Origin of the sequence: Pectobacterium wasabiae CFBP 3304 (genome assembly GCF_001742185.1) — a bacterium.
GTDB lineage: Bacteria > Pseudomonadota > Gammaproteobacteria > Enterobacterales > Enterobacteriaceae > Pectobacterium > Pectobacterium wasabiae.
On sequence record NZ_CP015750.1, the window covers coordinates 4367936 to 4383008 of the forward strand.

Below are 15073 nucleotides of genomic sequence, written 5' to 3' on the forward strand. Positions count from 1 at the left end.
GTGCGCCATTGCGGAGCACGGTTGCTATCGGTTAATTCGTGGGAAATGCCGTATCAGGCAATCTTCTGCGCCGCCTGCTGCGCCAAAATCGACAACTCTGTTGCCTTGAAGATATGTGACTGCGACATCGCGTTTTCAGTGCGCTCACGGCAGTCACGCAAAAAATCCGGGAAAAAGGCGCGTTCGATGCTGCCTGCGGGGGTAAAGCGCTGTTCTCCGTCACCATTGACCAGATAAACGACGTTGCTTTCACCACGCGTAAGATCGACATATTTCCTGATTTCAATATAGCCTTCCGTTCCCAGTATCGTCAGGCGGCCATCGCCCCAGACGCTCAAGCCATCCGGCGTAAACCAGTCACAGCGGAAATAGCCCGTTGCCCCATTGTCGCCAAGCAGCATCGCATCGCCAAAATCCTCAAATTCGGGATGGTGCGGATGGTGATAATTCGCGGTCTGGCTGGTCACCACACGCGCATCGGTGTTGCCGGTAAAATAGAGAAACTGTTCGATCTGGTGGATGCCGATATCACAGAGGATCCCGCCATACTGGCGCTTTTGATAAAACCAGTCAGGCCGCGCGCCGCGTTCACGATGTGGACCGACGCCAATGGTCTGAATCACCCGCCCAATTTCACCCCGTTGCACCAGTTCACCGGCAAATAACGCACTATCCACATTGATGCGTTCATTAAAGTACACGGCAAACTTACGACCCGTTTCCGCCACCCGACGTTGGACGGCATCCAACTGTTCCAGCGAGGTCAGCGGCGGTTTGGCCGTGAAAAAATCTTTGCCTGCCTCCAGCGTGCGCAGCGCCAGTTCGGCTCTGTCACTGGGAATTACCGCGCAGGCGATGAGATCGATCGACGCATCACTAATCAACTGTTCCGCCGAGGACGCAAAAGGAGTGGAGGGAAAAAGCGAGGTGAATTTCTCTCGATTATCCGGGTCAGATTCGAATACGCCAACCAATTCCGCACCTGCATCAACCAATTGCCGGCACATGTCGTAGATGTGATTGTGTGCTAACCCAATCGCTGCAAACCGAGTCTTTTTCATCTTCATCTCTACCACTCTCACCATATCGAATCACTACAATAGAGTGGAAACCGAACAGGCTAAAGACAAAAGCCGCGTAATGCGTTAGAATTTTTCCTGTTTTTTTAACATATCCACATTTTTCGTAACGCAACCAAGCAAGATAACCATGAAAAGAAAACGTATCCTGATCCCCCTCCTCATTCTGATCCTATTTGTCCTCTATCTGAATCGTGATGCGTTGAATCCTTTTGCCCCAGACTGTACAAACCTGCCAGCGAATCAGCCAAAGCCTGAAGCGTGCAAAAAGCCGGTGAAAGAAGTCGCTCCTGGTTTCGAGATCTGATTTATTGCCGGGCAGTAAGGCGTGGAAATATTGAGTGGTTCCAACACGTGATTGACCATGTGGAAAACGCTTCCGGCCAGTTTGGAAAAAATGAAGTATGACGGTGATAGCGAAGAGATGAATCGCGGAAATAATGCAGGCAATTGGTTAACTATCGTTCACTTACATATGATTATCATCATTAACGTTCAAGAGATACATCCCTCAATCTGACAACAACGCTCTCCATGACACTTATTCCATTCCCTTACAATAACCAGATCAATATATTACAGAAAATTTCAAAAAGTAACTAAATATGTGATCCACATAAATGAAACATTGTTTCCTTTTCACCATAATGCCACACATTCTAATTATCAAGTCTGATGATTAATTAGATTGACGAGTAAAAGGAAAAATTATCGATATTTACTCATTAGCATCACTCATTGCAATGGATGAGATATCCATAATTCAAGCCATATATAAGGAGTAATCAATGAACTGATAGAACCTGATTTTCCAGGGGAACGCCCTGTCTGACATGATTAATGGCGTCATCATCATTCCTGGTGATTCTATTTTTACGTCCAAAAAATGACATCAACTGTCTGGTTTTAAAGATAGAGACTGCGCTCGCCAATAATATTATTTATTCATTAAAAAAGAGAAAGACAGAATGAAAATATCCACACGTAACCTACTCATCATTTGTGCCGGATTTGCACCTTTCCTCGCCCAGGCAGAAACGGACGGCAAAACCACCTTCCAATATGAACACAACTGGAAGACGGAAGACCGCCGCCACGCAGACTCTATCAAGCTGATTCATAAGAAAACTAACGGTTGGTCGTATGAAGTCAAATTCAGTACGTCTGCGGGTGGGAATAAAAACTACGACGTCGCCTATGACGATATGCAGGGCGGCTCCGGCGGCATGGTGATCGGCAAAGACTTCAAGCTAAGCAAGGCCGCCACCTTGACCCCTAGCTTTGAATTCTCCATCGGAAATTCAGTCATGATGTACCAGTCAGGGTTAAAATATGGTTACCGGATTAACAGTGATTGGTCCACCTATGGCCGCTACCGCTATGAATATAAAAAGCCGTCTCGTAGCTCGCGTTATTCGACCATTTCCGCGTCTGACAAATATGGTCACGCAGGGGAATCTTATTTGTCAACATCCGATACCGGACGCCACCGTCTGGATGCAGGGGTAACGTATTCCGGTTTGGATAAAATTAGTCTGACTTACGTCTTTAACTACTATATCGGTGATAACACCACAAAATCGTATAAGTACAGCAAGGGTGAATTCACGGAAAAAGAATACGCGGTTTACGATAATGGGAAAACGGATTATGAACATCAGTTCAAAGTTCAATATAAGTTAAACAAACAGCTAACTCCATACATTGAGTATGATGATATTAACCAATCCAAAACATCATCAAGCCGTCAAGGGAAAATCAAAGTTGGTTTCAACTATGTTTTCTGAAAAACACAGAATTTTATAAAGTAAATATGCCGTATTTCGTGCCGCGTTGATGAAGAAATAAATTTATGAATGAATTTTGTCTATCAGCGCACAGTTTTCATAATTAACGAACAATATTAATGGTGCTCATAATGAAAAAACGCTACCTTGTGGCCGGTATTCTCTTTGCCCAAATTTATGCTATTTCCGCGTCTGCTTCTGATACCAAACTCAGCTATGAACATAGCTGGGGAACAATGAATCGCTATCACGGTGATGAAATCGGTATGCGGCATTTTATGGATAATGGCCTGTACGTTGGCGTTGAGCTGAATTTTTATAATAAGAATAAAGATCTGACCATCGATGATGTGGTCTCAAATTCTTATGCCTTTTATACCGGCTATGCCTACAGCTTAACGCCTGAATTAACCCTGACGCCGAATCTGGAAGCGCGCTTCTACTCCGGCGGTACCAGCGGTGAAGGCACCGTGGGTGATATAGGCGCTAGCCAGAGTTCCGGCGCACGCTATACGCCAGGTTTGAAACTGACCTGGTCGGTGACTGACAAGACGGATCTTCATGCGCAATACCGTTATGACCTCAGAAAAATCACCCGCAGCAAACGTACCAGCACGGATGATGACACCCACCGTCACCGCTATGAAGCAGGAGTGGCCTACAAAGGCTTCGATAACTTCACACTGGCGTACACCGCTTACTACTATCACGCGGATTACGTACTGCAAAACAACAAAAAGCATGACTATCAGCAGGATTTCGACGTGTCTTACACCATCAACGACAACTGGACAGCCCACGTTGGCGTTGAAGATGTCGCCAGCGGGCGCGATGTGAAATCGCGTGAAGGGAAAGGAAAGGTCGGCTTTACCTATACGTTCTAACAGCGGCTTATTGCTACGCATAATTTCTCGGGGATCCTGCTAATCAAGCCGGATCCCTTTGTTACAGCTATTACAGGTAAATAAAATGAAAAGATTTGCGCTGTCACTCCTTGCAGGTCTGGTCGCTTTACAGGCCAGCGCCGCCACACCAGACCGTCTCACCACCGTCAATCAGTATGTTGACAACGTGCTAGCGAAAGCGGGTGACCATTATCACGGTCAATCGCCCACGCCACTGCTTGCTGATGGTGTCGATCCTCGCACTGGCAAACAGATGGAGTGGATCTTCCCTGATGGTCGTCAGGCGGTGCTGTCCAACTTCTCCGCTCAGCAGAACCTGATGCGCGTGCTGGTCGGGCTCAGTAATCTGAGCGGTAATCCCAGCTATAAGCAGCGTGCTGAAGCGATGGTGAAATATCACTTCCAACATTATCAGGATGAGAGCGGCCTGCTGATTTGGGGCGGCCACCGTTTCGTTGATTTAAAAACGCTGCAACCGGAAGGCCCCAGTGAAAAAGAGATGGTGCATGAGTTGAAAAATGCCTATCCCTACTACGATTTGATGTTCAGCGTCGATAAAGACGCAACGGCACGCTTTATTCGTGGCTTCTGGAATGCGCACGTTTATGACTGGAAGATCATGGAAACCAGTCGTCACGGTAAATACGGGCAAAAAATAGGCGCACTCTGGCAAAGTCCGTTTGAGCAACAGCCGCTCTTCTTCGCCACCAAAGGCCTCAGCTTCCTGAATGCCGGTAACGATCTGATCTATTCCGCCTCGCTGCTATACAAATACAATAAAGAAGACGGTGCGCTAGTCTGGGCAAAACGCCTGGCACAGCAGTACGTGCTACCACGGGATAAAGTGACCGGGCTCGGCGTGTATCAGTTTACGCAGGCGCTGAAGCGCGATGAAACCACCGACGATGCCGATACGCATTCCAAATACGGCGATCGCGCCCAGCGTCAGTTCGGCCCAGAGTTCGGCCCAACGGCGCTGGAAGGCAATATGATGCTGAAAGGGCGCACCAGCACAATCTATTCCGAAAATGCGCTCATGCAACTCCAACTGGGTAAAGATTTAGGTGCGGAAGGCAAAGAATTACTGACGTGGACAACCGATGGCCTTAAAGCCTTTGCTAAATATGCCTACAACGAGTCCGATAATACATTCCGTCCGATGCTCGCTAACGGCAAAGATCTCTCCAACTACGTCCTGCCGCGTGACGGTTACTACGGCAAAAAAGGCACCGTAATCAAACCTTATCCTGCGGATAATTCCTTCCTGCTCTCGTATGCGCGCGCCTACACCGTTTCACCAGATACCGAGCTGTGGCGTGTTGCACGCGGCATCGCTCGCGCCCAAGGGTTGGGTGAATTAGGTTCAGCGCCGGGCAAGGACGTCAAAGTGGATCTCGCAACAAAGAACAGTGACCCTTACGCCTTGTTCGCGCTGCTGGATCTGTATCAGGCTAGCAAAGTGAAGGACTATCTGTCGCTGGCGGAAAAAGTGGGTGATAACATTATCAGTACCCGTTATAAAAACGGCTTTTTCATGGCTGAGCCCAACAGACAATATGCTGATGTCGACACCATCGAGCCTTACGCGCTGTTAGCGTTGGAGGCCGCAGTACGTAATCAACCGCAGTCCGTTGCTCCGTTCCTGAATGGTGCGGGCTTCACCGAAGGCGGTTACCGCATGGAAGACGGTTCAACACGCGTTTCTACGCGCGATAACGAACTCTTCCTGCTAAATGTTGGTGAGACATTAAAGCCAAACAACAAGAAATAAGCGTTAATCCTCAATAGGCCAATGGTAGCTTATTGCCATTGGTCGCCTCCTGTAGCCCTTCCATGATTCATTAACAATGCTGCTCACTTAACGTGAGCAGCATTCATTAGCGCAATCATTCCAACGATCGGTTAATTAAAAACACGATCAGTTAGCCAAAGGTACTGTCGGGCGTGGGCCAAGCCAGCCTGGAGTCGGCTCCCCTTTTACCTCGCCGATATACAGGCTCAGTTGTGCGCGGAAGCGCTCGACCGCACCGCGATCGTACATGAAATCAGCAAAGGCCTGCGGGCGGGTGTTGCGATATTCCCAGATAGGCTTATAGCCTGCTGGCGGCGCAACGTCAGTACGCACCGACCACATCCGCGAAACCTGAGTCTGCGTTTGCGGATCCAGTAACCAGCTTAGGTACAACTTGGCGCTCTCAGGGTGTTTAGCCTGCTTAAGAATGGCTGCCCGCTGCGCCCAGGAGACAAAAGGATCGGACTTCGGCAAAACAAAACGGGTCACGGAATCCGCTGCCGGAACGAGCGCACCAGAACTGGTAAACGTCGCGCTGTATTTTCCCGTAGCAATCTCAGCGCCGGGCACGTTGGTGCCACGCACGTAGACTGGATCCTGTTCTTGCAATTTTTTAACAAAATCCCAGCCGTATTTATCCACAACCAGCTTGTACCAGAACAGCACCGCATCATCGTCATTAGGATAGGCCAGAATCAAATTGCCTCTTAGATTAGGACGAAGATAGTCATTAGCTTCGCGTGGCCAGGACTTTTCATCCAAAAGTTGCGTATTAACCAGATTGCTGAATGCGATGACATAGGCACCGATCCAGGCACCATCTGCATCACGAAATTCTGGGTAGATCTTGTCCCAGCCCCGTGGTTTGTAGTTCAGTAACACGCCTTCCTTTTTCCAGCGCGGAAAATTTTGCACCGTTTGCAATTGCACGACATCAGGAACCAACGCGTCGGTCGCTAGTTGGTTATCGATACGGGCATCATGGTATTTGCTGTAATCCACAATCACGTTCAACTTGATGCCGGGAAAGCGCGTCTCAAACGCACGTTTGAAGCCCGCTTGCTGTGACTGCACATCACCACCGGCATAGACGGTAACCGTACCGCCTTCGCTCAACGCACTCTTATAAATTTGATCCAGCGAACGCGTCTCCAACTCGACTGCCGCCTGACTTTGCCCGACGCTTAGCCCGGCCATCATAGCCAGCATCAGCACTGTTTTCTTCAGGTACTTCCCAGTGTATTGCATTGTGATTTCCTTCACTTAATGAATAAAACCCGTACCGGAAAACGACCGCGATGAGTCGTTGAAGCGGTAACGGTGTGACCAGCGAATCGCGAGTACACGATACGCAGGATTGCGCTCGACGATATTCGATCGCCGAAAATAAAATCGAAGGAGGATGACGGCAGCACTGCCGTAATTATGAAAAGATCGGCCTGACGATGCGGGAAAAAATGAGGAAAAGCGGTAGCATAGTCTAATGACTGGCATCACTATAATGTGAATCACTTGGGCTTTCCGGTGATTGATAATAGAAAATCGATGAGCCTGCATAGTAATTTCCCCTGCCCCAACCTACTATCCATTTTTCTATCAGAGATCTAAAATCGAGTTTACAGGATTAAATAAAAACACATGCAAATAAAAGGTGAATAATATAGTTAAAAAAATTGAATGAAAAAATAAAAATATTATACGTAGTATGCGTTTTGCGAGGAAAGATAGAATCCATAACGGCAAGATGATGATATCATTTAGCTTCTACTGTGATTCATAAGACCAATAGTTCTATTTTATAATTATAGCAAGATAGAAGAATTAGGGATGAAATCATCTTCTTATTTCAACCCTAAAATAAAACCCTGAAAATAATTACCATTGTGCTAATAATTCTCAAGATAATCGGGTAGCAGGTCATGTTCTTCTAAAAACCGCCGATGCTGCGCAATAACCGCAAAAGCTTGCTGCAACGGTTCCTGTATTTTCTCTGCACCTGCAACCCACTGCTGGTTATACAATAAGAATTCTTCTACCCTTTTCAGTTCCCCTAGTGACCATTGATCGACAGGGTCGTAAGCTTGCTCAAGTTCGGCGATATACGCCCGAAGCTCAGAGAGATAAAGCTGAAACAGATTAACATCAGCCACCGTGGCACAGGCCGCTCGATTAAAAAAAGCATCAAATGCCTGTTGAACTAATCCCCTATTCATATAATCCTCATCCTTAACTTATTTGATTTTTCGCAATGTATCCTATATCAAACTATTGCATGCGCGGTATCCGACACCGAATATACCGCAAATATTCTGCAAGGCCCCGGTTCGCAGCCGCGAAAAACACCACTTTCCAGATGTTCTTTAGCTTCATCAAAAGAGGCCAACAAGCAATGCTCATTGACGACCAACTCTTCCGCCATATGGTTACAGGATAAGTAGGAGCACTCAGGTGATTGCTCAAAGTAAAAAGAGACAATATCAAAACCCTGTAATATTTTTTGATCTGGTATCTTCACATTAGTGTCAAAAGATGTTTCCGGCTCGAACAGATTCCATTCTAGTGTATCTTCATCATACTGATATTCATATGCTTCATAATAAAATATCGTAGTATTGCTCATATCAATTCCTTCTTCTTTTGCCAGAGAATAAATAAGCTCAGGCGAATTAAACAACCAGTAGCCATTATGACGCCAGAACTGGATATACTCACAAAAGGAATCGGAGATACAACAACTTACCGAGTAAATATCCTTTACTTGAACTGTCTTTAACCAATCTGGTTTTAGTTCTACTCTTTTAGATAAATATCCTACTGGGATCATATCCGTTTAATCCTTAGCATTGGCAATGCCAAATTAAAAAAATAATAATCACCTCTCTAATAGGGAGATAATTAATATTTCCGAGACTGTAATTCATATTTATTCTTTGATGCTTTTTGTAAAACCCCAGATATAACCATTTCATCTAACAACGTTTTTACTTCGCAATCATTACATAATGAAAAGTATTGAGATAAGCGCCACGTATCAATTAACTTAGTGTTTTTTATATCACTATTAACATCGACTACCCTTACAGATTGGAGATCTTCTATTAAGAATTTTATACCTCTTCCATGCTTAATAAAACGCCATTCATCACCATTAACCAAAACATGCCCTTTCTTAGGGAAGTCTAACAACAACTCAAAATCCCGTATATCTGGATAAGCAATAAAGAAAGCTTTAATTAATTTATCTTGAAGAGTGATGAAATATAAAATTTCATTTTTAGTTATCATATTAATACTCTCCCCTCGTCTCAGAAATCTTGCATAAAAATCGGTTACTATGGTTGTAACGCGATTCTAAATCAGAACCTTACGAAATTGAAGTAAAAGAATCCTAACGGCAGGAAAAAGCACCGGTCTGGAGATTCATACATTAATTCAGAAGATCCGTTGATACATTGCCAGTATCGAAGAATTCTTTAAAGATCCTGACAACAAGATCGAAGTCTTTTATAAGTTGACGTTCAGGCCAAATCTCACCGAGAACAGTAATTTTGTTATCTACCTTTGACATATCCCAGTATGAGCGAACATCGGAGTCATTCTCCGAATATTCCAGTAAAGTGATTAAATAAAAACCATTTCCTGTTGAGACATCTATATTTACAGGGCCAACACTAGGTTCAGGTAAGACAACAAGCCTCATTGATCCCTGCTTCCCCCTTAATTTCAACAACAATTCCTTAACATCAGACCATTCAGGCCTACGTATTCTAGTAAAAGAATTTTTACCTGATAAATAAAACTCGGCTTCAAGTTCGGCTTTCATCAATTCGGCTCCCTGATAAAATTTTTATACCGGTTTCCCGGTACAGAACATCACCACTTCTTTCTTCATATGTCGTTAGTGATTTAAGCCCTTATTTAGCAACCATTTTACTACATTAGTGCTGTAATAAGAACAAATTCGCTCGCCACTCACCGCGGTATCCCGGTCATTAAGATTGAACTGCGGTTCTGACAGGCAGATAAAAAACCCTTGCCTTTTTAGGGACTGGGATTTTTTACTTTAAAATATAGTCAAACTTCTCATCCCAATGAAATTGAATGTCTTGTTGTTTCGTTTGTTCGAAGATTTGAACAATTTTATTAAAACATTCACCAAGACAACGCTTTGAATAATTAGAATTTACCCAGACTATTTTTACTGGTCTTTCTACATCATTACTTAATCGATCCCTAAGAGCATCTAAATTTCGCCCATAATAAGGAAAAAAATCTAATAAATCAGACATAGCCTTATGGAATTCAGGCTCACTATTTAAAATTTCCCCATCTAAAATAATCTCTTTCACATTTATTTCCATTTACCTATTGAGGTGTCACTCAGCGCAATAATCACCTAAGAGAAAAATTTTATCATCCCGCAGAAACTGGCACCATAAAAATACGTTTTGTAGTCAAGGTTTGTTGTTTCACTAAAAGTTACAATCCCTGATTTATTTTTTAATTTTTTAAATCTTCGTCAACCTATTACCATGTGGGAAATTTACCTTTCCCACTATGATTAAATAGTATACATAATCACTACACAGCGTTTATTACGGCATCCCCATTAACCAATTTTATATTTCATACAAATATAATTTGCTGTTAAATTAAAATTAACTAACTGATTATACTCATTCTCTGTAATTTCCACTTTTTGTTCTTCAGTACCATTGCCGCCTGAAAAACAGGAAAAAATATACCGATAATCATTTGTTTTCCTTACGATCCACCAATCATCGGTTGAGAATTCGTCATCTGTCAATGGGACTTTCTTAGGGTATAAAAATGGTTTCATTGTGTAGTATTTATCCACGTCATTCATTTTACTTACCACCATTATGTTTACTCAACTCACTCAACTCACTCAACGGGGAATCTTATTTGTGTGAAATTCTATCACGCAGTAAAACTAAATTCAAAGAACATCACCTGAACCTTCAGGGCCAAATGTTGATCTGAGTTGTGAAAAAATAACTTATAAAAAGATCCAGACCTGTTAACAATCGGAATTTATCATCTAATTTTAGATTAGATCTTCGCCATTTAGAAGTATGGCAACATTCTCTTCCCCTAATTCTCGCCTGAATACATCTGCTATTTCAGAAGTATTCAACTCGGGGAAGGATTTGTCATTGACCGCAACTAAAAAATAGGACTTTGGTTCTTTTAGGCCAAACGCCTCAGCAGTTAATAACTTAGATTCTTGGTTATACTTTTCGACACGGTCATCAATCAGTTCAAGCTGTTGCCGGCTTAAAATTACATGCGGTTCAAACATAAGGTATGAACCATCAAAGAGATGACCAGTAGATTCCCTCACCACATCTAATTTTTCTTTCAACGCATCAATATTTATTGATGCGTAACATATTATATCAATTGACATTTACACACCTTACTCGATTTTTATCGGTTTTCCAGACTGATCAATAACAATAATTTTATCTAACCCTTTTATCGACTAATAGTTAAGTTTTTTGTCAATCGAAGTCTCAGTCTGCACCTTAAGGGATACTGACTGGAAGTTGCGGGGTTAGGACGGATACTTCGACCATAGTCACCATTGAGCACAGTCAACTCCTGATCCATATTGTGACTGCATGACCGACAAAAAACCCCGATATTTTTCAGGGGCCGAAATTACGTTATTTAAGGTCTGGATAGTTTCTCTATTTTTTCTATATCCATAACCAATTTAGCATCAAGGTTATTTTTATCCAACTGACTTAATAAAGAACTCACCCTCCGAAAACAGGGCAATGCAACTTTTATCTTGTCACTATTTAAAGAAACTATAGACGATATTAATTGCCCATCATAATCATATCCAGCAAGAGGGTTCTTCTTTAAAATAATTTCGGCTTTTGGTAGTACATCGGCTAAAAATAGATCTTGCCTTATTGCTCGAGCAACATCACTAACATCTAACTCATCAAGAGGAGCATCCAAAATACCACTAAACCATTCATCTAAAGATGAACGTTTATTTGGATCATAATTGCTATTACTAATCAGTAATAGCTCTCTAAATGTTGTCATGTTTCGTATTCCTTATTGTTAATTTAAACTTCCTGAAGCGAGTTCAGATACCTCTCAGTGATATCATCATTACCTGTCATTTTCAGAGTTAGATAAAACCACTATTCAAGGTTATTTATAGCCACAGCATTTAATATTGTTTCTACAGGTAAAATATATAATATATCTTTTACCTCCTCGGGAAGTTTATCATATTTCAAGTGAAATGCTGCTTTACAATCTTCCAGCGCTACCCTCGCTGCCGCCACGATTTCCGGCGTGGCTCCCACTATCATTGCACCACCGGCAAACCTGCCACACCGGCTGAGACTACGAGATTACCTTCAGCGATCCCTTTCGCAATCTCTGCTTTACAAGCAGTTCCACATTCGTCGCTTTTACCTAACCAGAACCCTAATGTCGTCCCGGCATCTGCACCAAAAGCGTTATTCTCCACAACAACGTTATCCGTTGGAAAGTCGGCCGATGAACCTATTTTTTCCCTTTCTTGTCAGTTGGTTATGTAAGTAGACCGCTTTTAGTTCCACACACTTTTTGAGATTTCCAGGTTTTCAGCCATTAGCCGGTACTCTTCCGGCATCAGGTTATTCAGGGATTCATGAGGTCGCTCGCTGTTGTATTCCGTCAACCAGCGCTCTGTGATTTCCCTCGCTTCATTCAGGGTTCTGAACAGATAAAAATCCAGTATCTCTGTCCGGTACGTTCGGTTAAAACGTTCGATGAAGGCATTCTGCGTTGGTTTTCCCGGTTTGATAAATTCCAGCATCACGCCATGCTCTTCAGCCCACTGCGCCAAAGTCAGCGAGATTAGTTCCGGGCCATTGTCCATCCGCAGTTTCAGCGGATAACCACGGTTTGCCACGATCCTGTCCAGTACCCGAACAACCCTCTGCGCCGGGATATTCAGATCGATTTCTATTGCGAGAGCCTCGCGGTTAGTCATCCACCACATTGAAGGTCCGAAAGCGTCTGCCGCAGACCAGCGCATCATGCATAAAATCTATCGACCAGCTCTGGTTAAGTGCTTCCGGCGTCGCCAGCGGAGCCGGATTGCGCACTGGCAGACGTTGTTTTCCCTTACGGCGAAAATTCAGTTTCAGCAGGCAGTAAGTCCGGTGAACTCTTTTATGATTCCAGACATTGCCTTGCCTGCGCAGCACCTGAAACAGCTTCTTAAAGCCGTAACGGGGATAGCATTCAGCCACCTCCGCCAGAGCCTGGATCACCGGTTCATCGCGACGGGTATCCGGCTGATAAAAATACACAGTCCTGCTCAGCGATAATGTCCTGCATGCCTGGCGTATGCTCATCGCAAACTGCGCGGTCAGGTAACTGACGAGCTCACGCTTTATCGCTGGTTTTAAAGCTTTTTTTCGATGACATCTTTCAGCGCACGACACTCGAGACTCAGATCGGCAAACATCTGTTTGAGACGACGATTTTCGTCCTCCAGCTCTTTCATCTTTTTGATATCAGAGGCTTCCATACCACCAAACTTCGCTTTCCAGTTAATGGGATGGACTACCTCCCCCCTCTGCGGTTAACTGTACGAAATACGTTCAGCAGGAGAATCACCATGAATATCGTATTTCTGGGTATTGATCTGGCTAAAAATATCTTTCAGCTCTGCGGATTAAACTAGGCCGGTAAGCTGGTTTATACAAAACGCACTGGACGAAAAGAATTACTCCAGACTGTGGCGAATATTCCGGCATGTCTGATTGGTGTCGAGGCATCCACTGGGGCATTTTACTGGCAACGTGAATTTGAAAAACTGGGACATAAAGTAAAAGTTATTAGCCCTCAGTATGTAAAACCTTTTGTCCGTGGCCAAAAAAATGACGGCAATGATGCGCAGGCGATAGCTGTGGCTCTGATGCAACCTACGATGCAGTTTGTTCCACCGAAAAGCCCTGAACAGCCGGATATTCAGGCTCTGCACCGAGCAGGACAGCGTATTGTCAATCATCGTACTGCGACAGTCTGCCAAATCCGAGGACTGCTGCTTGACCGGGGAATAACAATCGGCGCGGCAGTTTCAAGAGTTCGTCGTGCCGTTCCGCTTATCCTTGAAGATGCTGAAAATGGTCTCAGCGCCAGAATGCGGAGGACAATTGCAGAACTCTATGATCTCTTTAACGATCTTGGTCGTCGTATAAACTTTTTTGATAAAGAAATTGATGTTGTGTTCAGGCAATCAGAAGCCTGTCAGCGCATTGCCAAAGTTAAAGGCATTGGTCCTAAAACAGCCACGGCTGTTATTGCCGCGATTGGCAGAGGAACCGAATTTAAAAATGGTCGTCACCTTGCCGCATGGCTTGGTCTGGTTCCACGACAACACTCGAGTGGCGACAAGCAGGTGTTGATGAATATGACGAAAAAAGGCGACAAGCATTTGCGGACGCTTTTTATTCATGGTGCCCGCGCTGTCATCAGAGTTGCCACGAATAACAATGATGGCTGTCTGCATCAGTGGGTTAACCAGTTGAAGGAACGGCGCGGGTTTAATAAAACGACCGTGGCGGTCGCTAACAAGAACGCGAGAATAATTTGGTCGATGCTGAGAAATGATACCGAGTATCAGTCAGTTGGAAGTTAGTGCCCAGCCAGAAGAGTTGCAGTGTACTGAAAAATGGTGACAGGTTGCACCTGCACAATCGGAACCTGACTATTATATTGGCCTCAGAGGCCGTCCAGTTGTTGAGGCGATTGTGTGCGGATTACCCATTTGGGCACAGGTTAGTATTCCTGATGCCGGATAGATGTAAGCAACAACCCAAAACCAGATTCAGTACTTGCAAAACGGAGGTAGTCCATAGATGTAATAGCTGGCTTCGGAAATTCCGGCTTCGCGGCAGACATCCTTGACGGTACGTCCGGCTTCGACGGACTTGAGAACGGCGATGATCTGGTGCTCAGTGAATCGGGCTTTACACATGGTGATCTCCTCGAGGGACATAAACAGTATGTCGGAAGATCTCTAAAAATGAATGGTTCGATTTGCTGGGATACTTACAATGTGTTAATTCAGAAGATCTGTTGAGACATTGCCAGTATCAAAGAACTCCTTGAATGACCCAACGACAAGATCGAAATCATTTGTTAGCTGGTTCTCCGGCCAATAATCCCCATAAATCTGTATTTTTTTATCCTTACCAGATTTCGATTTATCCCAATAGGAACGGACCGTTAAATCAGATTCCGAACACTCTAGTAACGTCAAGAGATAGAAACCATCATCTGTAGACACATCTAAATTCATTGGTCCAATATCAGATTCAGGTAAAATGCGGAGCCTTACACCACCTGAACCTCCCTTCAATTCCATCAGAAATTCTTCTACATCACTCCACTTGGGACTGCGAACACGCGTAAAAGAGTTTCTAGCGTGGAGATAGAAATCGACTTCGAACTCATCTTTCATAA

16 protein-coding genes and 3 pseudogenes are annotated in these 15073 nt (G+C 44.2%); 5 read left to right on the plus strand and 14 right to left on the minus strand.

The genetic code is table 11. The features are described from left to right. Positions 1 to 53 precede the first annotated feature (53 nt). A complete protein-coding gene (locus A7983_RS19865; RefSeq protein WP_039479269.1) occupies positions 54 to 1061 on the minus strand; it encodes a Gfo/Idh/MocA family protein in 1008 nt (335 codons plus the stop codon). A gap of 148 nt (positions 1062 to 1209) precedes the next feature. Here A7983_RS19865 and A7983_RS24185 point away from each other — a divergent pair, with 148 nt between their 5' ends. The 4 genes from A7983_RS24185 to A7983_RS19880 all read left to right on the plus strand — a co-directional run bounded on the left by A7983_RS24185 (position 1210) and on the right by A7983_RS19880 (position 5542). After that, on the plus strand, positions 1210 to 1386 hold the full coding sequence (locus tag A7983_RS24185) for a hypothetical protein (RefSeq protein ID WP_167354028.1): 177 nt from the start codon (positions 1210 to 1212) through the stop codon (positions 1384 to 1386). Positions 1387 to 2047: 661 nt separating this feature from the next. Then, positions 2048 to 2866 (plus strand): oligogalacturonate-specific porin KdgM family protein, encoded by an 819-nt coding sequence (locus A7983_RS19870; RefSeq protein WP_005974220.1) that lies wholly within the window; start codon positions 2048 to 2050, stop codon positions 2864 to 2866. Between the two features lie 131 nt (positions 2867 to 2997). Then, entirely contained in the window at positions 2998 to 3750 is a 753-nt protein-coding gene (locus tag A7983_RS19875) for an oligogalacturonate-specific porin KdgM family protein (protein ID WP_039479270.1), read from the plus strand. Between the two features lie 85 nt (positions 3751 to 3835). Further along, positions 3836 to 5542, plus strand: a complete 1707-nt coding sequence (locus A7983_RS19880) for a pectate lyase (protein ID WP_005974216.1) — start codon at positions 3836 to 3838, stop codon at positions 5540 to 5542. A 147-nt stretch (positions 5543 to 5689) separates the two neighbouring features. Here A7983_RS19880 and A7983_RS19885 read toward each other — a convergent pair whose 3' ends face one another. The 11 genes and pseudogenes from A7983_RS19885 to A7983_RS24040 all read right to left on the minus strand — a co-directional run. After that, complete coding sequence (locus A7983_RS19885) at positions 5690 to 6811, minus strand: ABC transporter substrate-binding protein (RefSeq protein WP_005974214.1); 1122 nt, start codon at positions 6809 to 6811, stop codon at positions 5690 to 5692. Positions 6812 to 7449: 638 nt separating this feature from the next. Further along, positions 7450 to 7776, minus strand: a complete 327-nt coding sequence (locus tag A7983_RS19890; RefSeq protein ID WP_005974211.1) for a hypothetical protein — start codon at positions 7774 to 7776, stop codon at positions 7450 to 7452. Between the two features lie 47 nt (positions 7777 to 7823). Beyond that, the gene (locus tag A7983_RS19895; protein ID WP_005974207.1) at positions 7824 to 8387 is read right to left on the minus strand and encodes a hypothetical protein; all 564 of its coding nucleotides are present in this window, start codon (positions 8385 to 8387) and stop codon (positions 7824 to 7826) included. A gap of 71 nt (positions 8388 to 8458) precedes the next feature. After that, positions 8459 to 8848, minus strand: coding sequence for a DUF6896 domain-containing protein (locus tag A7983_RS19900; protein ID WP_005974206.1), 390 nt, complete (start codon positions 8846 to 8848; stop codon positions 8459 to 8461). Between the two features lie 142 nt (positions 8849 to 8990). Continuing rightward, on the minus strand, positions 8991 to 9386 hold the full coding sequence (locus A7983_RS19905; protein ID WP_005974204.1) for a DUF6911 family protein: 396 nt from the start codon (positions 9384 to 9386) through the stop codon (positions 8991 to 8993). Positions 9387 to 9621: 235 nt separating this feature from the next. After that, positions 9622 to 9912 carry a barstar family protein gene (locus A7983_RS19910; protein WP_005974201.1) on the minus strand — a complete coding sequence of 97 codons (291 nt, stop codon included), beginning with the start codon at positions 9910 to 9912 and terminating at the stop codon, positions 9622 to 9624. Between the two features lie 260 nt (positions 9913 to 10172). After that, positions 10173 to 10430 (minus strand): hypothetical protein, encoded by a 258-nt coding sequence (locus A7983_RS19915; RefSeq protein WP_152413559.1) that lies wholly within the window; start codon positions 10428 to 10430, stop codon positions 10173 to 10175. A gap of 201 nt (positions 10431 to 10631) precedes the next feature. After that, entirely contained in the window at positions 10632 to 10994 is a 363-nt protein-coding gene (locus A7983_RS19920; RefSeq protein ID WP_005974196.1) for a hypothetical protein, read from the minus strand. Positions 10995 to 11257: 263 nt separating this feature from the next. Beyond that, positions 11258 to 11647, minus strand: coding sequence for a contact-dependent growth inhibition system immunity protein (locus tag A7983_RS19925; protein WP_005974194.1), 390 nt, complete (start codon positions 11645 to 11647; stop codon positions 11258 to 11260). 101 nt (positions 11648 to 11748) lie between these two features. Further along, a complete protein-coding gene (locus tag A7983_RS24035) occupies positions 11749 to 11922 on the minus strand; it encodes a hypothetical protein (protein WP_005974191.1) in 174 nt (57 codons plus the stop codon). A 242-nt stretch (positions 11923 to 12164) separates the two neighbouring features. Beyond that, positions 12165 to 13157: pseudogene (locus tag A7983_RS24040) on the minus strand (IS3 family transposase); the annotation flags it as partial. 66 nt (positions 13158 to 13223) lie between these two features. Here A7983_RS24040 and A7983_RS19945 point away from each other — a divergent pair. Continuing rightward, positions 13224 to 14246, plus strand: a pseudogene (locus A7983_RS19945) (IS110 family RNA-guided transposase). Between the two features lie 222 nt (positions 14247 to 14468). Here A7983_RS19945 and A7983_RS19950 read toward each other — a convergent pair. Next, positions 14469 to 14585 (minus strand): annotated as a pseudogene (locus A7983_RS19950) (transposase); the annotation flags it as partial. Positions 14586 to 14669: 84 nt separating this feature from the next. Next, entirely contained in the window at positions 14670 to 15071 is a 402-nt protein-coding gene (locus tag A7983_RS19955) for a DUF6911 family protein (RefSeq protein ID WP_005974366.1), read from the minus strand. Between the last annotated feature and the right edge of the window lie 2 nt (positions 15072 to 15073).

Excerpts from the sequence above, each read along its gene's own strand:
- A7983_RS19865 (WP_039479269.1), bottom strand. The coding sequence starts at position 1,061 with ATGAAAAAGACTCGGTTTGCAGCGATTGGGTTAGCACACAATCACATC.
- A7983_RS24185 (WP_167354028.1), top strand. The coding sequence starts at position 1,210 with ATGAAAAGAAAACGTATCCTGATCCCCCTCCTCATTCTGATCCTATTT.
- A7983_RS19870 (WP_005974220.1), top strand. The coding sequence starts at position 2,048 with ATGAAAATATCCACACGTAACCTACTCATCATTTGTGCCGGATTTGCA.
- A7983_RS19875 (WP_039479270.1), top strand. The coding sequence starts at position 2,998 with ATGAAAAAACGCTACCTTGTGGCCGGTATTCTCTTTGCCCAAATTTAT.
- A7983_RS19880 (WP_005974216.1), top strand. The coding sequence starts at position 3,836 with ATGAAAAGATTTGCGCTGTCACTCCTTGCAGGTCTGGTCGCTTTACAG.
- A7983_RS19885 (WP_005974214.1), bottom strand. The coding sequence starts at position 6,811 with ATGCAATACACTGGGAAGTACCTGAAGAAAACAGTGCTGATGCTGGCT.
- A7983_RS19890 (WP_005974211.1), bottom strand. The coding sequence starts at position 7,776 with ATGAATAGGGGATTAGTTCAACAGGCATTTGATGCTTTTTTTAATCGA.
- A7983_RS19895 (WP_005974207.1), bottom strand. The coding sequence starts at position 8,387 with ATGATCCCAGTAGGATATTTATCTAAAAGAGTAGAACTAAAACCAGAT.
- A7983_RS19900 (WP_005974206.1), bottom strand. The coding sequence starts at position 8,848 with ATGATAACTAAAAATGAAATTTTATATTTCATCACTCTTCAAGATAAA.
- A7983_RS19905 (WP_005974204.1), bottom strand. The coding sequence starts at position 9,386 with ATGAAAGCCGAACTTGAAGCCGAGTTTTATTTATCAGGTAAAAATTCT.
- A7983_RS19915 (WP_152413559.1), bottom strand. The coding sequence starts at position 10,430 with ATGAATGACGTGGATAAATACTACACAATGAAACCATTTTTATACCCT.
- A7983_RS19920 (WP_005974196.1), bottom strand. The coding sequence starts at position 10,994 with ATGTCAATTGATATAATATGTTACGCATCAATAAATATTGATGCGTTG.
- A7983_RS19925 (WP_005974194.1), bottom strand. The coding sequence starts at position 11,647 with ATGACAACATTTAGAGAGCTATTACTGATTAGTAATAGCAATTATGAT.
- A7983_RS24035 (WP_005974191.1), bottom strand. The coding sequence starts at position 11,922 with ATGATAGTGGGAGCCACGCCGGAAATCGTGGCGGCAGCGAGGGTAGCG.
- A7983_RS19955 (WP_005974366.1), bottom strand. The coding sequence starts at position 15,071 with ATGAAAGATGAGTTCGAAGTCGATTTCTATCTCCACGCTAGAAACTCT.